The 25296-nt window shown below is 59.0% G+C and carries 25 protein-coding genes; 16 read left to right on the forward strand and 9 right to left on the reverse strand.

Translation table 11 applies throughout. From position 1 onward, the window contains the following. The first annotated feature begins 81 nt into the window (after positions 1-81). On the forward strand, positions 82-1107 hold the full coding sequence (fbp, locus tag I2I05_RS08995) for a class 1 fructose-bisphosphatase (protein ID WP_196281898.1): 1026 nt from the start codon (positions 82-84) through the stop codon (positions 1105-1107). 71 nt (positions 1108-1178) lie between these two features. On the opposite strand, the gene I2I05_RS09000 is transcribed toward fbp, so the two are convergent. The 3 genes from I2I05_RS09000 to yihA form a co-directional block, all read right to left on the reverse strand. Beyond that, positions 1179-1730 carry a DUF5606 family protein gene (locus I2I05_RS09000; protein ID WP_196281899.1) on the reverse strand — a complete coding sequence of 184 codons (552 nt, stop codon included), beginning with the start codon at positions 1728-1730 and terminating at the stop codon, positions 1179-1181. Positions 1731-1835: 105 nt separating this feature from the next. Further along, a complete protein-coding gene (locus I2I05_RS09005; RefSeq protein WP_230688232.1) occupies positions 1836-2303 on the reverse strand; it encodes an energy transducer TonB in 468 nt (155 codons plus the stop codon). Positions 2304-2376: 73 nt separating this feature from the next. Further along, complete coding sequence (yihA, locus tag I2I05_RS09010; protein ID WP_196281900.1) at positions 2377-2997, reverse strand: ribosome biogenesis GTP-binding protein YihA/YsxC; 621 nt, start codon at positions 2995-2997, stop codon at positions 2377-2379. Here yihA and I2I05_RS09015 point away from each other — a divergent pair. The 5 genes from I2I05_RS09015 to I2I05_RS09035 all read left to right on the forward strand — a co-directional run bounded on the left by I2I05_RS09015 (position 2912) and on the right by I2I05_RS09035 (position 8190). Beyond that, entirely contained in the window at positions 2912-3382 is a 471-nt protein-coding gene (locus tag I2I05_RS09015; protein ID WP_196282047.1) for a hypothetical protein, read from the forward strand. The genes yihA and I2I05_RS09015 overlap by 86 nt on opposite strands. 65 nt (positions 3383-3447) lie before the next feature. Further along, positions 3448-5718: an OmpA family protein gene (locus I2I05_RS09020; protein WP_196281901.1), complete on the forward strand. Its 2271-nt coding sequence runs from the start codon at positions 3448-3450 to the stop codon at positions 5716-5718. A 175-nt stretch (positions 5719-5893) separates the two neighbouring features. Next, positions 5894-6622 (forward strand): bifunctional demethylmenaquinone methyltransferase/2-methoxy-6-polyprenyl-1,4-benzoquinol methylase UbiE, encoded by a 729-nt coding sequence (ubiE, locus tag I2I05_RS09025; protein WP_196281902.1) that lies wholly within the window; start codon positions 5894-5896, stop codon positions 6620-6622. Beyond that, entirely contained in the window at positions 6571-7377 is an 807-nt protein-coding gene (gene porT, locus I2I05_RS09030) for a type IX secretion/gliding motility protein PorT/SprT (RefSeq protein ID WP_196281903.1), read from the forward strand. Before ubiE ends, porT begins: the two co-directional genes overlap by 52 nt. 66 nt (positions 7378-7443) lie before the next feature. Then, entirely contained in the window at positions 7444-8190 is a 747-nt protein-coding gene (locus I2I05_RS09035) for an SDR family NAD(P)-dependent oxidoreductase (protein ID WP_196281904.1), read from the forward strand. Between the two features lie 36 nt (positions 8191-8226). On the opposite strand, the gene I2I05_RS09040 is transcribed toward I2I05_RS09035, so the two are convergent. Continuing rightward, a complete protein-coding gene (locus tag I2I05_RS09040) occupies positions 8227-8889 on the reverse strand; it encodes an alpha/beta hydrolase (protein ID WP_196281905.1) in 663 nt (220 codons plus the stop codon). 76 nt (positions 8890-8965) lie between these two features. Continuing rightward, positions 8966-9463, reverse strand: a complete 498-nt coding sequence (cdd, locus tag I2I05_RS09045) for a cytidine deaminase (protein ID WP_196281906.1) — start codon at positions 9461-9463, stop codon at positions 8966-8968. A gap of 135 nt (positions 9464-9598) precedes the next feature. Between cdd and I2I05_RS09050 the strand changes: the two genes are divergently transcribed. Genes I2I05_RS09050 through I2I05_RS09060 form a run of 3 tightly spaced genes read left to right on the forward strand, consistent with a single transcriptional unit; the run spans position 9599 to position 12699 of the window. Further along, a complete protein-coding gene (locus I2I05_RS09050; protein ID WP_196281907.1) occupies positions 9599-10951 on the forward strand; it encodes a saccharopine dehydrogenase C-terminal domain-containing protein in 1353 nt (450 codons plus the stop codon). Positions 10952-10996: 45 nt separating this feature from the next. Then, a complete protein-coding gene (locus I2I05_RS09055) occupies positions 10997-11956 on the forward strand; it encodes a hypothetical protein (protein WP_196281908.1) in 960 nt (319 codons plus the stop codon). Positions 11957-12006: 50 nt separating this feature from the next. After that, complete coding sequence (locus I2I05_RS09060) at positions 12007-12699, forward strand: ABC transporter ATP-binding protein (RefSeq protein WP_196281909.1); 693 nt, start codon at positions 12007-12009, stop codon at positions 12697-12699. A gap of 32 nt (positions 12700-12731) precedes the next feature. On the opposite strand, the gene I2I05_RS09065 is transcribed toward I2I05_RS09060, so the two are convergent. From I2I05_RS09065 to aroQ, 4 genes are all read right to left on the reverse strand, one after another. Further along, complete coding sequence (locus tag I2I05_RS09065; protein ID WP_196281910.1) at positions 12732-13454, reverse strand: tRNA1(Val) (adenine(37)-N6)-methyltransferase; 723 nt, start codon at positions 13452-13454, stop codon at positions 12732-12734. A 7-nt stretch (positions 13455-13461) separates the two neighbouring features. After that, on the reverse strand, positions 13462-13932 hold the full coding sequence (gene rnhA, locus I2I05_RS09070) for a ribonuclease HI (RefSeq protein WP_196281911.1): 471 nt from the start codon (positions 13930-13932) through the stop codon (positions 13462-13464). A 148-nt stretch (positions 13933-14080) separates the two neighbouring features. After that, the gene (locus tag I2I05_RS09075; protein WP_196281912.1) at positions 14081-15157 is read right to left on the reverse strand and encodes an aminotransferase class V-fold PLP-dependent enzyme; all 1077 of its coding nucleotides are present in this window, start codon (positions 15155-15157) and stop codon (positions 14081-14083) included. 229 nt (positions 15158-15386) lie between these two features. Continuing rightward, on the reverse strand, positions 15387-15833 hold the full coding sequence (aroQ, locus tag I2I05_RS09080; RefSeq protein WP_196281913.1) for a type II 3-dehydroquinate dehydratase: 447 nt from the start codon (positions 15831-15833) through the stop codon (positions 15387-15389). A gap of 176 nt (positions 15834-16009) precedes the next feature. On the opposite strand from aroQ, the gene xerD reads away from it, so the two are divergent. The 7 genes from xerD (at position 16010) to trhO (ending at position 25279) form a co-directional block, all read left to right on the forward strand. Continuing rightward, the gene (gene xerD / locus I2I05_RS09085; RefSeq protein ID WP_196282038.1) at positions 16010-16909 is read left to right on the forward strand and encodes a site-specific tyrosine recombinase XerD; all 900 of its coding nucleotides are present in this window, start codon (positions 16010-16012) and stop codon (positions 16907-16909) included. 115 nt (positions 16910-17024) lie between these two features. Next, positions 17025-19952, forward strand: a complete 2928-nt coding sequence (locus tag I2I05_RS21860) for an FtsK/SpoIIIE family DNA translocase (protein ID WP_230688233.1) — start codon at positions 17025-17027, stop codon at positions 19950-19952. Between the two features lie 200 nt (positions 19953-20152). Then, positions 20153-20797, forward strand: a complete 645-nt coding sequence (locus I2I05_RS09100) for a LolA family protein (RefSeq protein WP_196281914.1) — start codon at positions 20153-20155, stop codon at positions 20795-20797. A 69-nt stretch (positions 20798-20866) separates the two neighbouring features. Further along, the gene (locus tag I2I05_RS09105) at positions 20867-22165 is read left to right on the forward strand and encodes a DUF2851 family protein (RefSeq protein ID WP_196281915.1); all 1299 of its coding nucleotides are present in this window, start codon (positions 20867-20869) and stop codon (positions 22163-22165) included. Next, positions 22165-23505 (forward strand): hypothetical protein, encoded by a 1341-nt coding sequence (locus I2I05_RS09110; protein ID WP_196281916.1) that lies wholly within the window; start codon positions 22165-22167, stop codon positions 23503-23505. Before I2I05_RS09105 ends, I2I05_RS09110 begins: the two co-directional genes overlap by 1 nt. 95 nt (positions 23506-23600) lie before the next feature. Further along, positions 23601-24233: a NeuD/PglB/VioB family sugar acetyltransferase gene (locus I2I05_RS09115; protein WP_196281917.1), complete on the forward strand. Its 633-nt coding sequence runs from the start codon at positions 23601-23603 to the stop codon at positions 24231-24233. A gap of 104 nt (positions 24234-24337) precedes the next feature. After that, complete coding sequence (gene trhO, locus I2I05_RS09120; protein ID WP_196281918.1) at positions 24338-25279, forward strand: oxygen-dependent tRNA uridine(34) hydroxylase TrhO; 942 nt, start codon at positions 24338-24340, stop codon at positions 25277-25279. The last annotated feature ends 17 nt before the right edge of the window (positions 25280-25296 follow it).

Genomic DNA, 25296 nt, shown 5'->3' on the forward strand with positions numbered 1-25296 from the left:
GGAGCGGTATTGTGAGGGAAAGTAGCTTTCTCGCTGGGAACCGGGTAAATTTGCCCGAAGCTTTCCCACTCAACTCTTTTTATGGACCACAACAAACTGGCCCTGCCCGTCGGCACTACCCTCGACCGTTTCATCATGCGCAAGCAGGAGGATTTTCCCTACGCCACGGGAGAATTGTCGCAGCTGCTGCGCGACATTGCCTTGGCTGCCAAGATTGTCAACCGTGAAATCAACCGTTCGGGCCTCATCGACATCGCGGGCGCCTACGGCAACCGCAACGTGCAGGGCGAAGACCAGCAGAAGCTGGACGTTATTGCCAACATCCGTTTCATTCGGGCGCTGCGCAACGGGGGCGAGGTCTGCACCATCATTTCGGAAGAAGACGACGAAATGATTCAGACCGGCAACAACCAGGGCAAGTACGTGGTGGCCATCGACCCGCTCGACGGCTCGTCGAACATTGACGTGAACGTGAGCATCGGCACCATTTTCAGCATCTACCGTCGCGTGTCGCCTACCGGCCGCGAGGGCACCGCCGCCGACTGCCTGCAGCCCGGCACCCACCAGGTGGCCGCCGGCTACGTCATCTACGGCTCCAGCACCATGCTGGTGTACACGACCGGCAACGGCGTGAACGGCTTCACTTACGAGCATTCGTTGGGCGAGTTTTTTCTTTCCCACCCCGACATTCAGACGCCCAAAACCGGCGCCATCTATTCCATCAACGAAGGCAGCTCCGACTCTTTCGCACCTGGCGTGGCTGCCTTCGTGAAGCACTGCAAAGACAACAGCTTCTCAGCCCGCTACATTGGCTCGCTGGTGGCCGATTTTCACCGCAACCTGCTCAAGGGCGGCATCTACATTTACCCCGCCACGGCCAAAAGCCCGCAGGGCAAGCTGCGCCTCATGTACGAGTGCAACCCGCTGGCTTTCATCGTGGAGCAAGCCGGCGGCAAAAGCTCCAACGGCTACCAGCGCACCATGGAAATTGAGCCCAAAACGCCCCATGAGCGGTGCCCCGTTTTCATCGGCAGCAAGGAACTGGTGGAGACAGCCGAAGCCTACCTAGCGAAGGAGAAGCAAGCCAAAGCCGTACCTGCAAAGTAGAGCCATTGAGACCAAACAAAAGGGCCGGTCCTACCACTAGGACCGGCCCTTTTGTTTGGTCTCAATGGCGTTTATTCTGCCTTTTTACGGCTTTTTTTCGCGGTTGCGTCAGTCTCTTCGGTGCCGGCTTCTTCTGCGGACTCATCCGTGTCGGCCTTGGCTGATTTGCGCTTGGCTTTGGGCGCTTCTTCGGTCGCTTCTGCTTCCTGAGCGGCCGGAGCCACGGCTTCTTGGTAAGGAACGTGCTTGCTCACGATGCCGAACCAACTGGCCAGCTTCTTGATATCGGATAGGTACACCCGGTCGCGGTCGTAATCGGGAATTACGCTGGCCATGAAGTCGGTCAGTTCGGTTTCGCTCGATTTGGACGTGACCGGTGCCGAAGCGCCGTGCTTTTGGTAGATGCGTTCGAACGCTTCCGTCAGGGGCACCGTCTCTTCGGGGTCTTGGGTGTAAATGGAAATCTCCGACAGGAGCGACACTTTATTGCGGGCCGGGGCCAGGGTGCGGGTCGCTTTCTCGTCGAGGCTTTCCACCAGTACACCGTGGCGGGCAGCGCGCACCAAGCGGTAGAGACCGGGCATACCGCTGATGGCGGCCAACTCTTGCAGTTCGTAGGGCATCTTACTTATTAATGAATGGAGACTAAGGAATGAACAAAAGGAAAAGAGGGCAGCGCACGCGCCAGAAGCCCTTCCTCACCGTCATTTCTCAACCAAAATTAAGCGTTATTCTCCTCCCGTCGCGTTCGAGCCCGTCACGCCAAGCTTGAACACAATGGGTAGGCTGGTGAGAATCGGGTATTCCGGCTTCTTGAATTTGAGCAGGCGCACCACGCGCAACGCTTCTTCGCCGGTGCCGCCGCCCACCTGCTTCACCAGTTTCACGCCTTGCATGGTACCGTCGGGATTCAGGGTGAAGCTCACGATGCACTGGCCCTGAATGCGGTTGCGCTTGGCCGTAAGGGGATATTTCAGCTCCTTCGCAATAAAGTCGTACATCGCAGCCTGGCCGCCTTCGTAGTATTCAGCCACCGGAATGACCTTGCCCGCCGCGCCGAGGCCCGCGCCTTTTTCGGCGGCTGGTGGTGTGGCGGGCTGGGTGTTGGGAGCGGTTTGGGCCGCGGCGGGAGCGGCGGCCGCCAGCAGCAGGCCAAGTGCCAGCTGCGGAAAAGATGGTTTCTGAAACATGTTCATTATAAAGGAAGGAATGAGACTGGAAGGTAGCGCCCGACTTGGGCCCGCCGCTACTGGCAATTACAGGGCCAATTTACGAATTGCTCTCGGCACCGGCCACCCATTCCTTATTCACTTCGGCAATGAAGTCCAGCACTTCCTCGCGCCCCTGAGCGGTTTCCGCCGAGGTTTGAAAGTAACGGGGCAACTCGTCCCAGGTTTCGCTCATTTTTGCCAGGTAGGAGGTCACCAAAGCTTTGGTTTGTGCAGTCGACTGCTTGTCCGTCTTCGTAAATATCATCACGAAGGGAATGCCTTCCTCGCCGAGCTTTTCCATGAACTCCAAGTCGGCCGGCTGCGGTGCGTGCCGCGAATCGATGAGGACGCACACGCACATCAGATTGGGCCGTTGGCGCAGGTAGTAATTAATCATCCGCGCCCATTCGGCACGCGAGGTTTTGCTCACTTTGGCGTAACCATAGCCTGGTAAATCGACCAAAAACCAGTCATCATTAATTACAAAATGGTTTATCAACTGCGTTTTACCGGGCGATGACGAGGTTTTGGCCAAGCCGTTGCGCCCCGTTAGCATATTAATAAGCGAAGACTTACCCACGTTGGAACGGCCAATGAAAGCGTACTCCGGCAGCGTGGGCTCAGGACATAAGTCAGCCCTCGAATTACTGGTTAGAAAGCGAGCATCACGAATAATCATTGGTTGGCAGGTAAATAAGCAATTGGCAAATGGGAAGCTGTTGCAAAATTACATCCTAAAGCAGGGGCTAGAGGAACTAAATAAAAAACCGCGTTTGAATGGCTATTTAGTTGATGCTTCTATATTTGCGCAGCATGCCTGCCAAACCCGCAAGCCGCTGCTCGTGGATTTAGGTGTTCCTGAATGGCCGAAATTTTGTCTAAAACCGCTTTTCGCAAGCAAAAAACCTATCTTTGCACGTCATTGTCCTGCCTTTGACGTGGCGAAGTGTGCGGTGCCGTCAGCCTTCGGTACGGTTACTTTTTCTGCAAAGCCGGTTGAAAGCCTAACCCTGCCCCACTTTTTCAGTATAAGCCCAAAAATTAACGCGCTGTCCCTGTCATAGTCTACGCCGCGTGTTTTCCGAGTACAATCCCTTCAGAAATTTCTTTTTTTCAAACTTCTCCTCCAATGGACAACTTATCCAGAAGGTTACTGCAAGCGTCGTGCGCCGTTGCCCTCACCGCCGCTATCGCCTCTCCGGCCCAGGCGCAAAGCACGCGTAAGGACCTCAAGACCGGCAACAAGTTCTTCGAGCAGGAAAATTACCGCGCCGCCCTTCCGTTCTACGAAAAGGTATTGGCAAAAGACCCGAACAACGCCAAAGCGCTGTTCAACGCCGGTATTTCCTACATGTCATTTGACAAGGAAAAGGCCAGCGACTACATCTACAAGGCGCAAAAGCTGAAGCCGAAGGTTTCGAAGGACGTGGAGTACTGGTTGGGCCGGGTAGACCACCTCAACTACAACTTCGACGAAGCAGTAGCGCATTTCCAGGCCTACAACGCCACGCTGAAAAAGAACGACCAGCGCAAAGAGGAACTGGCCCAGCTGATTCAGCACAGCAAGAATGCCAAGGTGCAGTTCAACTCGCCCAAGGACATCTTCGTGAAAAACCTGGGCCCGACCATCAACACGCAGTTTTCGGAGCACAGCCCCGTTATTTCGTCGGATGACAAAATGCTGCTCTTCACCTCGCGCGGCGAGAAAGTGACGGGCGCGACCGGCAACCCCAGCGACAAAAAGAACAAGAGCATTGCTGCCGACGGCGAGTACTACGAAGACATCTTCGAGACCAAGCGCGTCGACGACGAAAACTGGGAAGCTCCCCGCTCGCTGAGCGCGGCCCTGAACGGCAAAGGCCACGACGCTTCGACTCAGCTGTTCGACAACGACAGCAAGCTGTTGATGTACCGTAACGATAACAACGGCGACATCTTTGTAGCCGAGCGCAGCGCTACCGGTGGGTGGTCGGCTCCCAAGCCTTTGGGAAGCAACATCAACTCCAAATCCTACGAAGGCGACGCTTACATCACGCCCGATGGATTGACGCTTTATTTCTCAACCGGCCGCTATTCGGAAGATGGTACGCTGGACTTGTACGTTTCGACTCGTTCGGACGTAAATGGCGACTTCGGTCCGGCCAAATCGCTCGGTGGCGTCATCAACACGCGCTACGACGACGACAGCCCGTACCTGAGCCGCGACGGCAAAACGTTGTACTTCTCGTCGCGTGGTCACAACACGATGGGCGGCTACGACATTTTCAAGTCGGAATACAACGCCGAAACCCGTCGTTGGGGCACGGCTGAGAACATGGGCTACCCCGTGAACACGCCCGATGATGACTCCTATTACCGCTTGAGCCCCGATGGCTCGTATGCTTACCTGAGCAGCTATCGCATCGGGGGCTACGGTGAGAAGGACATCTACACCATCAACTACATCAAAAATGCCATTATCCAAGGTAAGGTGTTCTCGTCGCGCGACAGCACGACGGTGATTCCCGGCGTAGAGCTGGTATTCAGCGGTGCCCAAGCCGACAAAACGGCCCTGAGCTTCCGTGACATCACCAAGCCCGACGGTGCTTACCAAGTAGCGGTTCTTTCGGGCCGGACCTATCAGGTCGCCGTTAGCAAGGATGGTCAGAACATCGAAACGCAAGAGTTTGCGGTTCCGGTTTCGACCAACGACTCGACTGTAATCACGAAGAATTTCTACGTGAACTACATCGATACGACCGGTACTTACGCTTACAAGAGCATCTACTTCGATACCGACAAGTACAAGCTGCGTCCCGAGTCGATTACGGAGCTCAACAACCTGACCACAATCCTGAAGGCCACTCCCGGCATCAATATCTCGATTGAAGGCCACTGCGACTCGCGCAACACCGACGAGTACAACATGGTACTGGGCCAGAACCGTGCGGAGGCTGCTTACAACTATCTCAAGAAGCAGGGCATTGCCGAAACCCGCATGACCACCGTGAGCTACGGCGAGCGTCGTCCGGCTGCGCCAAACGATTCGCCCGAAAACATGCAGCTTAACCGTCGTGCCGAGTTCAAGCCCGTATTGGCCGAAGGCCAGTCGATGCCAACCACTGGCGCTACTGGCGCAGGTACTACTGGCGCTGGCACCACCACCACTACGACCTCCGACTCTACCTACGTTGGCACGTCCGGCACTGCCGCCCCGCTGACCCCCGGCAAGAGCAAGGTGAAGATGGCCGACGGCACCAAGGTGAAAACCAAAGTGGACGAGGACTCTGACAAAGTGAAGGTGAAAACCGAAGGCCCCGACGGTGAGGAAACCAAAACCAAAACCAAAAACGGTGAGTTGGATGGCAAAGCCAAGGACGCCAACGGCGACAAAACCAAAATCAAGACCAAAGTTGACTAGTCAATCAGGCCAGTAAATAGGGGAGCGGGCCGGGCAAATTGTCCGGCCCGCTTTTTTTATGGGCTCTGAACGCATCCTCTGCCTTCTTTGCTCCCCGATTCGTTAACAATCCTGCCCCGTTGGGCGTTGGGGGAATACAATTTTCTCGCTTCATTACCGTTCTTTGCGCCCGCTCATGGCCGTAGTACCTTACAAAGACAATTCCGCCGATAAGAAATCGCAGGTTGCCCAGATGTTTAACTCCATCGCGGGCAAATACGATTTCCTCAACCATTTCCTTAGCGCTGGCACCGACATCTATTGGCGGCGCAAAGCCGTGGATGAGTTGAAAACGCTGCGTCCGGCGCGCATTCTGGATATTGCCACCGGCACGGCCGATTTCGCCATTGAAACCCTGCGCACCGCCGCCTCCGATGCCCACGTGACGGGCGTGGATATTTCGGAAGGCATGCTGGCGGTAGGCCGCAAGAAACTGGCGGCCAAGGGCCTTGGAAACCGCATTCAGCTCGAGTTGGGGGATTCGGAAAACCTACCGTTTAAGGACGGTGAATTCGATGCCGTCACGGCTTCGTTTGGTGTGCGCAACTTTGCGCACCTAGAGGCGGGGCTGGCCGAGATGCTGCGCGTGCTGCGGCCGGGCGGCAAGCTCGTTATCCTGGAATTCAGCAAGCCCACGGCGTTTCCGCTCAAGCAAGCCTATAATTTTTACTTCCGTCGGGTGCTGCCAGTCTTTGGCAAATTGATTTCCAAAGACCAATCGGCATATACGTACCTGCCCGCTTCGGTGCAGGCATTCCCCGACGGCCCCGACTTCCTAGCCATTTTGGCCAAAGTCGGTTTTAAAGAACCTGCATGGCAACCACTCACATTCGGTATCAGCTCCATTTACACGGCGCACAAGTAAAGCGTCTTGCCCTGTTGGGCATGCTGGGACTGCTGGTGCCTACCGCGGCATTTGCGCAGCGCAAATCCAGCTCGAAGGCCACGCGCGGCAAGGGCGGCACCGTGAAGTCCATTACGGTGAAAAACCTGCCGGCCTACGACGACCGGTGGTTTCACCCGGGCATGTACCTGGGCTTTAGTGCTTCCCGCTTCCTCATCGAGCAGTCGGACCGGTACATCAACAAGCGCAACATCATTGCCAACTCCATCATTAGCCCGAGTTTGGGCGTAGGGTTCATTGGCGATGCGCGCCTAGGCAATGCAACTTCGCCGTTTGTTCTGCGCTTTGCACCGGGCGTTACGTTCTTGACGCGCAAGGTGGAATTCACCCCGCGGCGATACCCCAACCCGGATTCCATTGTGACCCAGGAAGTGACTTCCACGGTAATTCAGTTTCCGGTGCTGCTCAAGTACCAATCGGACCGCCGCCGCAACAGCCGTGTGTACATGATTGCCGGCCTTAGCCCCAGCTTGACGGCCAGCAATCGCCGCAGCGACCCGTTGCGCAACCAGCTGCGGGCCCTCAACAGCGACCTCACGCTTGAATATGGCGTTGGACTCGATTTGTTTTATCCGTTGTTTAAGCTGGCACCGGAACTGCGTTTTTCGCACGGCCTGCGCAATTTGCTGGTGCCCACGGACCGCGACGTGTTCAGCCGCAGCTTGCAAAGCATGACCACCAATTCGGTGACGCTTTACCTCAACATTCAGAACTAGCCTTAGGCGGCCGAAGAGGCCGTCGGCTTTGCTGTACACAGGGCCGTTGGCCCGCAACTACCACCAATGAAGACTGCATTTATCACGGGAGCTTCTTCGGGAATTGGCCGTGCCACTGCCGTAGCGCTGGCCGGAGCCGGCTACCAGCTAGTGATTACCGGGCGGAGGCGCGAACGCCTGGAGGAGCTAGCCGCCCAACTGGCGCCCGTGCCGGTGCACCCGCTGGTGTTTGATGTGCGCGACCGGGCCGCGGTGCAGGCAGCAGTGGCTACGCTGCCCGCCGAACTGCAAGCGCCCGATGTGCTGGTGAACAACGCGGGCGGAGCGCATGGCTTGGCCCCAATTCAGACTGGCGACCCCGCCGACTGGGACCAGATGCTCGACGCCAACGTGCGGGGCTTGCTGAACGTGACACAGGCCTTGCTGCCGGGCATGACGGCGCGCCAAACCGGGTTTATTATAAACGTGGGTTCGGTAGCGGGGCAGGAAGCCTACGCCAACGGCAACGTGTACTGCGCAAGCAAAGCGGCGGTGGCCATGCTCACCAAAACCATGCGCTTGGACTTGCTGCCCACGGGCGTGCGGGTGGCTGAGGTGAACCCTGGCGCCGTAGAAACCGAGTTTTCGCAGGTTCGCTTCAAGGGCGATGACGCCCGAGCCGCCAAAGTATACGAGGGCTTTGAGCCCTTGCGTCCCGAGGATATTGCCGACGTCATTGTTTTTATGGTAACGCGCCCCCCACACGTGACCATTGCCGAGGTGTTGGTATTGGCCGGGGCGCAGGGTGCCGCGACTACTATCGTCCGCAAGTAAAGTCATTAACTGCGGTTTTGAAACACTCCCGGCCGCTTATTCAGGTTCCGGCACCTGCTGCAATGCCTCCAACACGGCGCGGTTCAGTTCGTGTTTGCCGCTGAAAGTTAGCAGGCGAGGGAAGGCTCCCAGCTGCTGCAGCTGCGCTTGCTGTTCGGTGATTTTAGCCGCGGAAATGTACTCATCCTCGGTGCCGACGACAAGCGTGAGGTGTATTCCTTGCAGCAGACGGGTAGCAGCAACTGCATCAAGGTCTTCAGGGAAACCGCCGGCCCACAACACCAGGTGGTCGGGCCGAAAGGGCGCCCGCGTCAGCCACCGGCTCACGGTAGCTGTGCCCTGCGAAAAGCCCAGTACGGTGATGTGCACCTCAGTAAGGCAAGCGGCCAGCACTTGCTCCGCCAGCTGGTTGAGAAAGCCGATGTGGTCGTCAATTTCGTGTAGCCGGTCGTCGCGGGTCATCCAGGAAGCCCCCACGCGGCCCCCGTTTCCGCTAAGATAAAACCGGGAAAGTCCCTCCGGAGAAATGATAACCGTGTGCGGGTCGGCTTCGGTAAGAAAGGCGAAGTGACGCGAGAAGTAGGCGGCTAGCTGGCCGTAGCCGTGACACACAAACCAAATTCGCCGTGTAGTGGCCGATAATTCACCCAGTTGATAGTACCGGGCGGTGCGCGTTACGGCGAGGTGGTGCTCCGTCATTATTACCGATTGCAGAAACGTGCGAGGGAGCGATTACGCCGAAGTCGATGAAAAAAGGACGAATTACCCGCTGGATTCAGTTGGCTGGTAAGTCGTCGGGAGAAAAGTTAAAGGGCAGCAACGCGGCCAGGGAAGCAAAGCGTAGGATAGTGCCTTCACGGCTGGGAAGCAAAAGCGGGATGGCCTGACCTTGGCGGGATTCATACTCCAGCATCACCTGGCGGCAGGCGCCGCAGGGGAGAGCCGGGCCAAAGTCGCCAACAATGGGGCGGGCGGCAACGGCCATTCCCACAATAGGGGCGTGCCCCGGCTGGCTGGCGGCCAAGCCAAATAGGGCCGTGCGCTCGGCGCAGAGGCCCGATGGATACGCCGCGTTTTCCTGGTTGGTGCCCCGGAAAATGGTCCCATCGGCCAGCAGCAGGGCCGCGCCCACCTGAAACCCGGAATAGGGGGCGTATGCATTCGCGGTGGCATCGCGGGCGGCCTGCCAGGTCGCTTGCTCGGCGGGAGAAAGGTCAGCGGCAGTGTCCAGTTCTTCAAAAGAAATGAGTTGCTGGCGAGGAATGCGGGCCATGTCGTACGGATAAGGGGCGGCGAAGATAAGACCTTACGCGTAATGAGGAATCAGGAAGCAGAACGGTAACCGCTGCCCCAACGCGACAAAAGTTGGATTGCCGCCAGCGTACGCGGCGCTTCCTACTTTTGCCGCATGACTTCCCGCTTACTATTGCTCGGCGCAGGGCGCTCGGCCTCGTCCCTCATTCAATACCTGCTGCGCCACGCGCCGGCCGAAAATTGGTTTATGACCGTGGCCGATGCCAATGCCGCGCATCTTGCACCGGTGTTGGCCGCGCATTCGGAATACGCCCGGGCGGTGCCGTTTGACCTCGAAAACGAAACGCTGCTTGAGCAACTGGTGACCGAAGCTGACGTCGTAATTTCCATGCTCCCCGCTATGCTGCACCCCGTGGTGGCGCGGGTGTGCGTGCGGCACGGCCGGCACCTGGCCACGGCCAGCTACGTGAGCCCGGAAATTGCTGCCCTGCACGACGACGCCCGGGCAGCCGGCGTGACCCTACTCATGGAGTGTGGCCTCGACCCCGGCCTCGACCATATGTCGGCCATGCGGGCTATTGAGCACATCCGGGCGCGGGGCGGCCGGCTTACTTCTTTCAAGTCGTACTGCGGTGGGCTGCTGGCCCCCGCAGCCGAGGGCGATAATCCGTGGAAATACAAGTTCACCTGGAACCCGCGCAATGTTGTGCTGGCGGGCCAAAGCACGGCGAAATACCTGGAAAACGGCCACCCGCGCTTTATTCCGTACCAGCAGTTGTTTGCGCGTACCGAAACACTGACCTTGCCCGGCTACGGCGATTTTGAGGGCTATGCCAACCGCGACTCGCTTAGCTACCGCGCGCCGTATGGCCTCGATGAGATTCCCACCATTTTGCGCGGCACCCTGCGGCGGCCGGGCTACTGCGCCGCTTGGCACGCCCTGGTGCGCCTCGGGCTAACCGATGACTCCGTAAATCTGGGCAACTCGGAAACTATGACCTGGGCCGAGCTGGTGGAAGCTTACTTGCCGATTTCACTCGCGCCGAGCCTGGACTTATCGGTGCGGCTGGCTCACTACCTTGGCTTGGACCCAACCGGGGCGGAGATGGGCCGCATAAACTGGCTGGGCTTGTTTTCGGCCCGCCCCGTGGGCCACGCCAATGCCACGCCCGCGCAGTTGCTGGAGCGCTTGCTCAGCGAAAAATGGCAGTTGCAACCCCACGACCACGACCTGATTGTGATGCAGCACCTTTTCGAGTTTGAACTGGGTGGGGCCAGCCACCGCCTGACTTCGTCGCTGACTGTAGTGGGCGATGACGCCACGCACACCGGCATGGCCAAAACCGTGGGGTTGCCGCTCGGGATGGCCGTGCGCCGGCTCGCCCGGGGCGAAGTACAGCAGCGCGGCGTGCTGCTGCCCGTAGATGCTGCCCTGTATGAGCCGATTCTGAACGAGTTGGCCGCTGATTACGGTATCGTATTCCTGGAAGAGGAAAAGGCTGCCTGACCCAACCGACAATATCGGGTGGCTCCGGGCCGTTCAGCTTTCTCCATGCAAGCACTTCAAGCCTACCTGCGTCTGCGCCGCCATCTCGTAATTCGGCAGCTGCGCGAAGTTGGCTGGGTGCGGCTGGCTCTTCTGCTGCCCGTGCTGCTGGTAGCCGTTGGCCGGGCGCTGGTAATGGCAGCAAGCAGCCCAGTGGTGCAGTGGGCGGTGCCCGTGGGTGTAGCGGCGCTCTTGGCGGCTGCCCATCGCCAGCGCGCCGACCTGCGTTTCCTAGCAATCAGCGCGCCGGCATTTCGGCGTTGGCTGGCGGTGGAATACCTGCTGTGGGCCTTGCCGGTGGCCTTGATGTTGCTGGCCTTTAAAGATTGGGGCGCGGCCGGGCTAACGCTGCTACTGACGCCGCTGGCGGCGGCGGTGCCGGCCATGCGCGAAGCCCGCAGCACGCGCATGAGAAGCCGTAGCTTCTTCCGTAGCGAGGCATTTGAGTGGGTGAGTGGCATGCGGGGAGCGGGCTGGGTGTGGCTACCGCTTTTGGCCGGGGCCGTATGGCAGCACACCGCGCCGCTGGCGCCCATCGCTGCGCTGGCTTGCTGGCTCCTGGTGCTGCTGGCCTGCTACGGCGTGCCCGAGCCCCTGACAATGCTGGTGCTGGCGGCGCGCACCGCCCGCCGGTTTTTGCTGCGTCGGTTGCTGCTGGGGCTAGGGTTTGGCCTGCTCACGGCCGCGCCCTTCTTAGGGGTGCTGGCCACAGGACCGGCCGGGGTGGCAGGGGCAGTAGCCGTTGGCGTGGTTTGGCTGGGGTTGCTGGGGCTGGTGATACTGGCCAAATATGCTTTCTACCCCAATGCCATGCAACTGCGCATTACCCAGGCGCTGGTGGTGGGCATCGCCGTGGCCCTGCCCGGCAACCCCGTGTATCCGGCGCTGCTGCTAGCGGCGGTGGGGGGGCTTATCTGGCAAAGCCAGCGCCGGCTGCGGGCCGTGCTGGGGCCGGATGGTCGGTAAGGCTGGCTTGCCGTGGCGTCATAAAAAACTTAATAAGCAGCTTTTTTTCCATGCTCGAAATCAGAAACCTGCACAAAGCTTTTGGCGCCCACGTGGTGCTGCACGACGTGAGCCTGACGCTGCGTCCCGGCACCATTCACGGCCTGGTGGGAGCCAATGGGGCTGGCAAAACAACGCTGCTCCATTGCTTGTATGGGCTGGAAACGGACTTCTCCGGGGTAGTGCGGGCCACCACGGGCCCGGCCTTGCGCAAGCAAACGGGCTTGCTGCCCTACGAGCCGTTTTTTTACCCGCGCCTGACCGGACGCGAATACCTGGAATTTTGCCTGCAAGCCCGTGGGCGGCCGCTAAGAGAGTTTGCTGGCTGGAACCGCTTGCTCGAATTGCCCCTCGACCAATACGCCGACGAATACTCCGCCGGCATGCTCAAAAAGCTGGCCCTACTAGCGCTGTTGGTGCAGGATTTCAACTACCTGATTCTGGACGAGCCTTTCAATGGGCTGGACCTGGAAGCCAATCTGCTGCTTAAAGAGATACTGCGGCGGCTGCGCGACCGGGGCACCGGCATCCTGCTCACGTCCCACATTCTGGGGGCCCTCACCGAGACGGCGGATGAGGTGACCGTGCTGGTGGGCGGCCTTGTGCAGCGCCACTATTCGCGAGCCGAATTCGGAAGCCTGGAACAGGACCTGCTCGATAGTTTGCACCGCGAAAAGCTGGGGCTACTCGATTCTTTGGTGTGATGCCGCCGGCAATGCGCCTGAATGGCTGATATTCACAGTGCCAGGTAAAACCCCGCCAGTAGCTTTTGAAAATCTGCTGAATACTCGGAGCCAGCGCCCAGGTGAATAAACAATTCGGTTTCTACCGCCGCCGCGGCACTCCGCTGGAAGCGGCCGATGGTACGCGTGACGCGGCTGCCTGGTCGGTGCCGCACCAGTAGGCGCGTAGCCAACTGTAGTCCCGCCGTAGCGGCGGACTTTTCAAAAATGGCCATCTCTGGCGGTGGGAGCAACACGGTTAACGCACCGTGGGGAAGCAGGAACTGGTGGGCAAATCCCGCCAACTCCTCAAAGGACAGCGACGCCGAACTTACGTGCCGGGCCGTGTTGCGGGCTGCATCGGCCGAAGCCAGCGACTGCCGGAAAAAGGGTGGATTGCAGACGATGTGGCTAAATGGTGCCGGGGCGGCGGCCGCAAGTGCGGCTAGGCTTTGGCCCCGCACCCGAATGCGGGAAGCCCACGGACTACCGGCAACATTGGCGGCTGCCTGGGCCGCGGCGGCCACGTCAATTTCCACTGCTTCTATCGCGACTGTGGAATGGCGCTGCGCAGCCATCAGAGCCAGTAGGCCGGTGCCGGTGCCCACATCCAGCAGGCGAGTGGCGCCTGTGAGGTCCACGGCTGCTCCCAACAGGCAGGCATCGGTGCTCACCTTCATGGCGCAGTGGCCTTGCTCAATCCGGAACTGCTGGAACTGGAAGTAGTCGTTGGGCATGGGGCGGCTAGAGGAGCGGCGTTTTGACCAAGGCTTCGTAGCCTTCGTCAATCAGCAGGCCTTTGCCCAGGGCGCTTTGCACGGCCAGCACATCGCAGCGCTCGTTTTCGGCGTGGCCGGCGTGGCCTTTAATCCAGTGAAAGCTGACTTTGCGCTGACGGTATATTTTTAGAAAGCGCCGCCACAGGTCCTCATTGGCTTTTTTGCCAAAATCCGGCTTCTTTTCCCAACCAAAAACCCACTTCTTTTCCACGGCATCCACCACGTATTTCGAGTCGGACACGACGCGGATGGGCAGTTCGGGCCGGTTCACGGCTTCGAGGCCCACAATGACGGCCAGCAGTTCCATGCGGTTGTTGGTGGTAAGCCGGAAGCCCTGGGTCAGCTCCTTTTCGTGGGGGCCGTAGCGCAAAATTGCCCCGTAGCCGCCCGGCCCGGGGTTGCCGCGGGCCGACCCGTCGGTGAATAGATGAATCATGATTTTAGTGTAACGGCCATATTTTAGACCCAAAACGCCATGCTGAGCTTGTCGTAGCATGTCTCCCGCAGCAGTAAACCAATCAAGGGGGATTAGTTGAGCGGGAGAGATGCTTCGACAAGCTCAGCATGACGTTCAAATTCCATATTTAGCCAGGAAATTCTTTGGCAAAAAATTGCACCAGGGCTTCGAAGGCCGCATCTGGCACCGCAGGGAAGTTGGCTATGCGCACGGTGGTGTTTTTCAACGGCCCGTAGCCGCTGCCGAGGTGCAGGCCCACTTCCAGCGCCTTTCGCTTGATTTCTTCGATGGTGGCTGCGTCGCCTTTTAAGCCAATAACCGTGGTCGAGCGCGTTTCGGGGTTGGTGATGAGCGGTTGCAGGGGCGTGGCTTGCTCAAAAAAGTCATAGAGCTTTTGGGCGCGGTCTGCCAGGTGTTGGTGCATGGCTTTGATGGGCTCCCGGTCGGCCAAAACCCGGCTGAGCAGGTAGATGCCCAGCACGTTGGGCGTGTAGTTGGTCTGGAAGTTGAGCATCTGGCTCAGCATGGCGGGCAGGGCGTTGTAGTGCGCCCTGTCGTTCACGAGGCGGGCCTGGGCCACCGCCCGCGGCGAGAGCACCAGCACGCCCAGCCCGGCGGGCAGGCCAAAACACTTCTGCACCGAGGCAAACCAAACGTCAGCCTTGATGTACTTGAGGTTGAGGCCCCCCAGGCTGCTGGTGGCATCCACGGCCAGCAGGGCCCCGCCGAGGCGGTTGTACAGGCTCAGAATAAAGCCTTCGCGCAGTTGGGTGGCGGTGCTGGTTTCGTTCTGGGTGATGCACACCAGGTCGGTGTCTTCGCCCGAAAAGGGGAGGGCCGCGATGTCGGGCACCTCATCAACGTCGAAAGCAATGCCGGTGCTGGCGGGCCGCAGGGCTTTGGCATATTTTAGCCACTTCTCGCCGAAGTCGCCGTTGTATAAGTGGAAGCTGCGGCGGGGCGTGAGGCTTTGGGCCAGGATTTCCCAGCATTCGGTGGCCGAGCCGGTGAAGAGCACGGTGTAATCCTGCGGAATGTTGAGCTTGGTCTTGAGGTCGGCCACGGTCTGCCGCACCAGGCTGGTTACTTTTTCGCTGCGGTGCGGGGCCGAGAGCCAGCCGTCGTCGAAAGCATCGGTGAGGTACTGGCGGACGGCAGGATATACGGCCGAAGGCCCGGGGTTGAAGGTGAAGAACGGAACCACGGATTGAACGGATTTTCGAGTGGAGGAAATTCTGGGGCCGGTTTACAGACCTGGGCCACAACGAAAACATCGCCTGATGTATTGGCTGCGGCGCTGGGGCGGGGCGCCCAGAACGGATTGAGTGGCAGAAGAACGGGCCACCTGCGCAAAGTTCGGCTTCAAATCGTCGCCAACCGAAGACCGGCCCTGCTAAAACCCGGGCCTTGTTAAAATCCTGCTCGCCGTCGGCTCACACTCGAAACCCGGCGCGTTTGGGCTGCTGATTATGAAACCACTGCACGGCCAGCCGGTAACTTTCCAGCCCAAACCCGCTGATGCTGCCCGCACAATGACGCCCGAGCAGGCTCTTCTGGCGGAATTCCTCGCGCGCCGCCAGGTTGCTCAGGTGCACCTCCACTACGGGCGTGGCTATGGCGGCCACGGCATCGGCCAGGGCAATGCTGGTGTGGGTATAAGCCCCCGCGTTGAGCACAATGCCGTGGTGTGTGAAGCCAACTTCGTGCAACTTGTCGAGCAATTCGCCCTCGTGGTTCGACTGAAAGTAGGTGAGGGTGAGGTGCGAAAATGCGGCTTCTAACTCCGGGAAAAAATCCTCGAACGAGCGGGTGCCATAGATTCCGGGTTCGCGCCGGCCAAGCAAATTCAGGTTGGGGCCGTTGATTATGAGGATGTTCATTGTGCAGTTAACAGTTGTCGGGGACCAGTTTTCAAAGGCTTGCTGCCGGTCAGGGCCCGGGTACGGCCGTTTCTGATTCCTTTTCTTCGACCTTTGAAGCTGCAAGCTAGACTTGCCCCCGGCAATTTTACGGTTGCTTCGCCCTGACTCTCCACCGCCTTCTGTCCTTTCCAATGATGACCTGGCCCCAGGCTATCCAGCAATTTCAGGGCTACCTCCGGCTCGAAAAGTCGCTCTCCCCAAATTCGGTGGAGGCGTACGTGCGCGACGTCACCAAGCTCCAGCAGTTTCTGGTAATGGAAAAGATGCACGCCGGTCCCCTGCAGGTGACCACGGCGTTGCTACGCGAGTTTCTGGCCACGCTGCAAGGCCTCGGGCTCAGCGCCACGTCGCAGGCGCGGACGCTGTCGGGGCTCAAAGCCTTCTTCAGCTTCCTGATAATGGAAGACCTGCTGAAGCTGGACCCCACCGACACCCTGGAAGCGCCCAAAACCGGCCGCCACTTGCCCGACACCCTCAGCTATCCCGAAATCGAGGAACTACTGGCCGCCATCGACCTTAGCACCGACGACGGCCTGCGGGCCCGCGCCCTGCTCGAAGTTATGTATTCTTCTGGCCTGCGGGTGAGCGAGTTGTGCGACCTGCGGTTGTCGAATATGTATGCCGAGCAGGGTTTTGTGAAAGTAGTGGGCAAAGGCAACAAGGAGCGGCTGGTGCCCATTGGCCGCGAAGCCCTGAAGCACCTGAACTTTTACCTCAGCGGTGTGCGGGGCCACCTCGACATCAAGAGCGGCGCCGAAGACGTGGTGTTTCTCAGTCAGCGCGGCCGGCCTATTTCCCGCATCACCGTCTTCACCACCCTCAAAAAACTGGCCGAGCAAGCTGGCCTGCGCAAGACCATCAGCCCGCACACGTTGCGCCATTCCTTCGCCACGCACCTCATCGAGGGCGGCGCCGACCTGCGCGCCGTGCAGGAAATGCTGGGCCATGCCAGCATTACCACCACCGAAATCTATACCCACCTGGACCGGGATTATTTGCGCCAGGTCATCACTGAGTTTCATCCGCGCAGCTAATACGGGTTGGGGGAGGAGGGAAGCCGAGGGGCAAAGAATAACGCTGCTCATTTTCTAGCCAACGGGCCATTTGCAACCCTGCATTGCGTAAATTTGGCCTTTATGCTTCCTCCGAATGGCAGATAATCGTTATAAAAATACCCCTGCTGGCCCTTCTGCCAACCGCCCCGCCGACGCCCGTCAGCCCCGGCAAAACGAGCCGCGCCCCGCTAGCCCCCGTCCCGAGCCGGCTCCCGTGCGCCCGGAGCCCCGCCCCGCCGCTGCCAATGTGCCCAAAGCCGCCCGGGTTGCGGCCGCGCCTAAGCCGCCCCGTGCCCCGCGTGGCCCGCTGCCCGGCCTGAGCAACCTGCTGGCCATTTTGCGCGACCGGCGTTTTCATTTGTTCATTGGGTTTGGCTTGCTGCTCGCCAGCTTGTACCTGACCATTGCTTTCACGTCGTTCCTCTTTACCGGCCACGCCGACCAGAGCGTGGTGGCTGGCCTGGGCAACACACCGCTCAAAGAAGCCGGCCAGGAATCGGGCAATTGGCTGGGCCTGCTTGGCGCCTGGGCCGCCGAACTGTTTATCTACAAGCTATTTGGCGTAGCCGCATTTGCCCTGATTCCGGTGGTTTTCTTCCTAGGATACAAGATTGTGTTCCGAACCGCAACCGGTTCGGTGAGCTACGTGCTGGCGCTGGGCCTGTTCAGCATGGCCTGGCTGAGCGTGCTGCTGGGCTATGTGGTCGTGACCCTGGCCACGCCCGGTGCCGACCCCGTTCTGGCGCACCGGCTCGACTTTTTGTGCGGCGGCGTGGGTTTCGAGGCCGCATCTTGGCTCGATAGCCTCATTGGCTGGGGCACGGTGCTGCTGCTGACCTTTGTATTGATTTCGTTTGTGGTGTTCTTTTTCAACGTCACCAGCATCAACCTCGCCAGCTTCCGCCGCCTCGGAGTGGAAGACGATGCCGAGGAAGATGCTGAAATTGAAGCCGAGCTGGCCGCCGAGCAAGCCGCTGCCTCGGCGCCGGTAGTAGCCGCCGCGCCAGTTAAAGCCAAGCCGGCCATACAGGAATCTGCCGCGAATTCGGCTGCTACCAGTGCCGCGGGTGGAGAGAAGACGGGCCGGGCTGCGCTCCAATTGGACGCCGATGAGCTAGCTGCTTCCGCCTCGCCTTCAGTTGAATTTGAACCGGCACCGCGCGTTGGTGCTGGTGTGGCGCTGTCGGTAGCCAGCTCAGAGGTGGCTGCCGTGGCCGCTACTGCGGCGGCTGTTGCACCGCTTGTGGCCGCTGGTCCGGCCTTTTCCATTGAAATGCCCACCCCCGACCTTGCGCCAAGTGTGCCACTGTCGACGATTCCCACGCCGCTTTCCCTGGCCGATTTGGCCGATGGCGACCTCCCGGCTCCGGCCCCCAAGGTTTCTCTTCCCGCTCCCCGCTCGCTGGAAATCACCACCCCCGGCCGCGACGACCTGGACCCCAATGCCGGTGCCGACATCGCGGCCGTGGCCGACGAGGACGAGGATGCCGATACCATGCCCCCCGGCAATTACGACCCCACGCTCGAGCTCTCTCGCTTTCAGTTCCCCACCCTTGAACTGCTCAACGACTACGGCGTGGCCAAGGCCCAGGTCACCAAAGAAGAGCTAGAAGCCAACAAGGACCGCATCGTGGAAACGCTGGGCCACTACGGCATCAGCATCGCCAGCATCAAGGCCACCATCGGCCCCACGGTCACGCTCTATGAAATTGTGCCCGAAGCCGGGGTGCGCATCTCCAAAATCAAGGCATTGGAGGATGATATTGCGTTGAGCTTGGCCGCGTTGGGTATCCGTATTATTGCCCCCATTCCGGGTAAGGGCACCATCGGCATTGAGGTGCCGAACACGAAAAAGGAGATGGTGAGCATCCGCTCGGTGCTGGGCTCGGAGAAGTTTGCACGCAGCGAAATGGATTTGCCCATTGCCTTCGGGCGCACCATTACAAACGAGGTATTCGTGGCCGATTTGGCCAAAATGCCCCACTTGCTCATGGCCGGCGCCACGGGCCAGGGCAAGTCGGTGGGCCTGAACGTGATTCTGGCCTCGCTGCTCTACAAGCGCCACCCGGCCCAGCTCAAGTTTGTGCTGGTCGACCCCAAAAAGGTGGAATTGAGCATCTTCAACAAGATTGAGCGCCACTACCTGGCCAAGCTGCCCGACACCGATGAGGCCATCATCACCGACACCAAAAAGGTGGTGAATACCCTCAACTCGCTGTGCATGGAGATGGACCGGCGCTACGATTTGCTGAAAGAAGCCGGCTGCCGCAACCTCAAGGAATACAACCACAAGTTCATCGAGCGCCGCCTCAACCCAAAGAAAGGCCACCGCTTCCTGCCCTTCATCGTGCTGGTCATCGACGAATTGGCCGACTTGATGATGACGGCGGGCAAGGAGGTGGAAACCCCCATCGCACGCCTCGCCCAACTGGCCCGCGCCATCGGCATTCACCTCATTGTGGCCACCCAGCGCCCCAGCGTGAACGTAATTACGGGTATCATCAAGGCCAACTTCCCTTGCCGGATTTCCTTTAAGGTGACCAGCAAGATTGACTCGCGTACCATTCTGGATACCGGCGGCGCCGACCAGCTTATTGGCCAGGGCGACATGCTGTTCTCGGCCGGCTCCGACCTAATACGCGTGCAGTGCGCCTTCATCGACACGCCCGAAGTGGACCGCGTCTGCGATTTCATCGGCGGCCAGCAAGGCTATTCTGATGCCTATTTGCTACCCGAAGTGGCCGGGGCCGACGGCGACGCCGGCGGCGGTAACGAAGAAATGGACCCCTCGGAGCGCGACTCCATGTTTGAGGATGCAGCCCGTTGCATCGTACTGCACCAGCAGGGCAGCACCAGCCTGCTCCAGCGCAAGCTCAAGCTGGGCTACAACCGCGCCGGCCGCCTCATCGACCAGCTCCAGCACGCGGGCATCGTGGGGCCATTCGAAGGCAGCAAAGCCCGCGACGTGCTTATTCCAGACGAATACGCGCTGGAGCAGTTGCTAAATAGTCTGAGCAAATAGTTGGTGTGGCAATTTTGAGTGCCACATAGCCAGTAAGTTGGCTGGCTACGATGGATGCACTTACCGTCGGTGAAAACTTGGAAACCAATTATTTTTGTTTTAATTGGTCGTCCAGTAGCACTTTGGCCGGTCGTTTGTTAAACAGAAACCGTATCAGGCCATCAGGGCGTCCTTCGGCGCTTGTAGCTCTTCCCTTACCAATGAAAAAATCTCTTTCTCTGCTGTTGTTCGCGGCCACGCTGGCATTGCCCGCTGCTGCTCAGCAAGACCCCAAAGCTGGCAAAATTCTTGACCAGATGAGCGCAAAATACCAGTCGCTGAAGGCCTTCCAGGCTAATTTTACGCAGACGCTGGAGAATCCTTCGGCCAAGGTGAAGCAAAACATCAACGGTGATATTTTGGTGAGCGGCCAGAAATTTCGTTTGAAAATCAGCGGCCAGGAAGTCATCAACGATGGCAAAACCACTTGGACTTACCTGAAAAATGAAAACGAGGTCAACATCTCAGATTCCGACCCGGAAGCCCAAGATATGTCGCCCTCGCAGATTTACACCATGTACAAAAAGGGGTATAAGTACACCTACGTGCAGCAAGTACAGGAAGCCGGCGAGGCCATTGATGTGATTGAACTATCGCCCGAAAGCCGCCAGAATGACGTGTTTAAAGTGCGACTGAAAGTCCGCAAGAAGGATGCTTCGGTAAAAAGCTGGCAGATGTTCAAAAAGAACGGTAACCAGTACACCTTTGCCATTAAGAAATTTCAGCCCAATCCGACTGTTGATGCCAGTACGTTTGCCTTTGATAAGGCAAAGTACAAGGGCGTGAAAGTGGTGGATTTGCGTTAGTCTAGGAAAAAAATATTGAAATGTTAAACGGCCGGTCTCGAAAGAGGCGGGCCGTTTTACATTTGTTCCATGCGCGAGGATTTTCTCCATTACATCTGGCAACACCAGTATTTTGACAAGGTGGATTTGCGCACCGCCGCTGGGGAGGAAATCCAGGTTCTGCGTCCCGGCTACCGCAACGCCGATGCCGGCCCGGATTTTCTGAACGCGCGCTTGCGGGTGGGCGAGGTGGAGTGGAACGGTGCCGTGGAAATTCATCTTCGGGCTTCGGATTGGGCCCGCCACAATCACCAAACCGACCCCAAATACGACCAGGTGATACTACACGTAGTGGGGAGTCACGATGCGGATGTGGCGCGCACCAACGGCAGCATCATTCCAACGCTGGCCTTGCAGCCGCGCCTGCTTCCGGAACTGCTGGGCCGTTATCAGGCCTTGGTGGAAACACCGGGGCCAGCGACGCTGCCCTGCGCCCCGCTGCTACATCTGATACCGGAAATCACGAAGACAATGATGACCGAGCGCGCGCTACTCGAGCGGGTGGAACGCAAGGCCGACGCGGTAATGGCCCTGCATCAGCACCTCGGGCAGGACTGGGAAGCCACGGCTTACCACGCGTTAATGGCGGCCTTCGGTTTTCAAAAGAACAGCGAACCACTGGCACGTTTGGCCAAGGCCGTGCCGCTGGCCGTGCTGCGCCGCCACCGCCACGACCAGCGTCAGGTGGAAGCCTTGCTCTTTGGCCAGGCCGGATTTCTGACTGATAATGAGGAAACCAGTGGCGATGAGTACATCCAGGACTTGAAGCGCGAACATGCGTTTCTGAGCCACAAATACCAACTGCAGCCAACGGCTTTGCAGGTGCACGAGTGGAACTACCTGCGGTTGCGGCCGGCTAATTTCCCGCCCGTACGGCTGGGGCAGTTGGCGGGCCTGTTGCACGCGCGTCCGTCCTTGTTTGAGGCGTTGCTAACGGCCGGCAGCGTGCGGGCACTGAGTGAGTTTTTTCAAGCTCCCGTGCCGGCTTATTGGCGCACGCATTACCGGCCCGGCCGGCCGGGCAAGGTCCCGGCGCTCGGCAAAAGCAGCACCGACCTTCTCACTGCCAACGTGGTGGTGCCATTGCGGGTGGCCTACGCCCGCCACGTGGGCCAGGCAGCGTTGGTAGAAACCATTGTAGCGCTACTAAGCGAATTGCCAGCTGAGCACAATCAATTTACGGACATGTACGAGTCATTGGGTTTCACCCATCGCACCGCAGCCGATTCGCAGGGCTTATTGGCGTTGCACAAAAACTATTGCGGCCCCCGCCGCTGCCTGCAGTGCGCCATTGGCAGCCGTTTGGTGCAACAACCCCGCGTGGCGTAATGAAGATATTTTTGGCCATTCTGCTGAACGCGGCCTTATTAGCCTTGCTGCTGCCGTGGCTATTGCGTCAGTGGCGGTGGGCAGGGCCGCGGTGGTGGCGCCTCGCTCTGGTAGGAGGGATGGCCCTGCGCCTTGGCTTGGGTATAGCACGGAACTGGACGCCAAAGTTGGATGCGGCGTTCATGAGCAACCTAAGCCAGCAGGTAACGGCCCAATTATGGGCTGCCCCGGCCAGTGCTTTCAACACACTCACCCAGGCCGTTACCATCATTCGAATTCAAAACGAAGCTGGCGCGGATTATCAGGCCGTTTATCAGGGCTTATCCAATACCTGGTTTCTGATTAAGCTTTTGGCGTTGCTGAACTTTGGGTCGTTGGGCATTGGCGCCATTAATGGGTTCTATCTCAGCTTATTCGCTTTTGTGGGGTGCTGGCAGCTGGTGCGCAAGTTGGCGGAGGTATTGCCCGGCACGCCAGCGGGTGCCGGGGTGGTAGCCTTTCTGTTGTGGCCCTCGGTCTGGTTTTGGTCCACTGGTATCAGCAAAGAAGCCGTGCTATTGGGCAGTGGCGCCTGGCTGACGGCCCGCATTGTAGAACAACTCTATGACCGGGCCCGCCCCGTCGCAAAGCCGATATGGCGGCAGTTGAGGTGGTGGCTGGGCACCATCGTATTAGCATTTGTGCATTTCAAGATGCGGTATTTCTTTGCCGTGCCCCTTCTTGGAGTGCTCGCGGCGGTGGCGCTACTTGCTGGTTTGAAGCAGATTAATGTGGTGCAGGCCCGATGGGCGCAGGTGGCGGTGTTAGCAGCAGTGCTAGCCACCGGCGTCTGGCTCGCCCCGCTCATTAGTCGTGGTTTCACCGCCAACAAGTTTACCAATCAGGTTATCAAGGTGTACACTTTCGAGGCCTATCATTCGGCCGGGAAGCCTCATTTCGAGTACCCAGCCCTTCGACCGACCATCGAAAGCTTCGTGGCTCATGCTCCTCTGGCGGTGGCCAATACCTTGACCCGCCCCTGGCTGGGCGAATCGCGACTGCCCATGTACGTTGTTGCGGGTCTTGAAAATGCCCTTTTGCTGGGCCTTCTGCTGCTGGCCGTCATCGGCGTGGGGCGGGGGCGCGGCGGCTGCCTGCCGTTTGAGTTGGGTTTGGGGCTGGCCATTTTTTGTTTGATACTCGCTTTCCTCATTGGGCTCACCACGCCCAATCTGGGCTCGTTGAACCGCTACCGGAGCGAGCTGATGCCCTTCCTGGTGCTCCTGCTGCTTCAGAATGACTATGCTGCCGCGTGGCTGCGCCGCGTGGAGTTGGGCGGCCCCCCGACAGCCGGATTATAAGCCTTGCGCTGCCAGTGGCGTAACTTTGCCATCCGTTCAGCCGCCGGTGGGGTCATTATGCCCTGGGCGCGAACGTTTAATTGATACTGCCTTTTATGGAAAACCCCGTCATTATTCTTGGTGCCCAAACCGTTGGCACGGCCGTCCTCGATGCTTTTCTTTCGAATGAAATCGTGGTGTACTGTTTGCTCGACGACGATAAAGCCCTGCAAGGCACCGAATTGCTGGACGTGCCCGTGATGGGCAATACCGATGACGGCGAACTGCTGAAACTGCTCGGCAAAAAATGCGAAGTATTCGTGGCGACCGAGGACACCGCAAGCCGCCGCAGCCTTACCCAGATGCTGCGCACGGAATACGAAGCCGTGCCCGTCAATGCCATTCATCAGCGCGCCAGCGTGGCTCCGCATGCCACCCTGGGCCATGGCAACTACGTGGGTCCTAATGCGGTAGTGGCCGCAACGGCTACCCTCGGCGATGGCTGCATGGTAGGGGCCAATGCCGTGGTGGAAGCCCGCGCTTCCGTTGGCAATTTTGCCCAGCTGGGTAGCGGTGCCCTGCTCGGGGCCGATGTGCAGGTAGGCGAACTGGCCTTCATTGGCGCGGGCGCGGTGGTGGTGGCCGGCGTTAAAATTGGCGACAAGGCCCGGGTTGGTGCGGGCTCGGTGGTGGTGGCCGATGTGGCCAACGGCCAAACGGTTTTTGGCAATCCTGCGGTAAAAGTCTGAAGGGAATGATGAGTTTCGAATTAGGAGTTATGAGTTTTCAGCGGCAGGCTGTTTTACTCAGGACCGGTAATTCAAAACTCCTAATTCAAAACTCCTAATTAACCATGTATCAGGTTCTTCTTTATTACTGCTATTCGCCCATCGAAAACCCGGAGCAATTTCGGGAGGAGCACCACCGCTTTTGCCTGGAGCTGGAGTTGCGCGGGCGCATTATCGTGGCCGCCGAAGGACTGAATGGCACCGTATCGGGCACGGCCGAACACTGCGCCCGCTACATGGCCGCCGTGAAAGCCGACCCACGTTTTGCTGCGCTGGAGTTTAAGATTGACAACGTTCCGGCGCACACGTTCCAGAAGCTACACGTGCGGGTAAAGCCCGAAATCGTGCACAGCAGCCTGCGCCACGTGCGGCCGCACGAAAAAACCGGTCAGCACTTGTCGCCCCAGGAGTTCAAGGACCTGAAAGACCGCGACGACGTGGTGGTGGTAGACGTGCGCTCGGATTACGAGTACAACCTCGGCCGCTTTAAAAACGCCGTGACGCTGGACATGGAGAATTTCCGCGATTTTCCCGAGCGGTTGGAGCGCCTGAAGGAGTTCAAAGACAAGAAAATTCTGACCTATTGCACTGGCGGCGTGAAGTGCGAAAAGGCCAGCGCATTTCTCCTTGAGCAAGGTTTCGAGAACGTGTACCAGTTGCACGGCGGTATCATCAAATACGGCATCGAAGCCGGCGGCGAGGATTTCGATGGCCAATGCTACGTGTTCGACAACCGCGTGGCCGTGGATGTGAACCGCGTGAACCCCACGGTGATTTCGCGCTGCCACCACTGCCAGCAGCCCAGCAATCGGCTTGTGAACTGCGCCAACCCGCATTGCAACGCCCACTTGCCGCTCTGTGAGGCCTGCGGCGAACAATTGCACGGCGCCTGCTCCGAAGCTTGCGCCACTCACCCCGATAAGCGCGCCTACGACGGCACCGGCGCCTACCCCAAACTCAGCAACCATTACAACCCCGCACAGGGGCTCGCCTCGTATAAGGCATAAGCCAGCGCCGGAGCAGA

It is taken from the genome of Hymenobacter jeongseonensis (assembly GCF_015694725.1).
GTDB classification, from domain to species: domain Bacteria; phylum Bacteroidota; class Bacteroidia; order Cytophagales; family Hymenobacteraceae; genus Hymenobacter; species Hymenobacter jeongseonensis.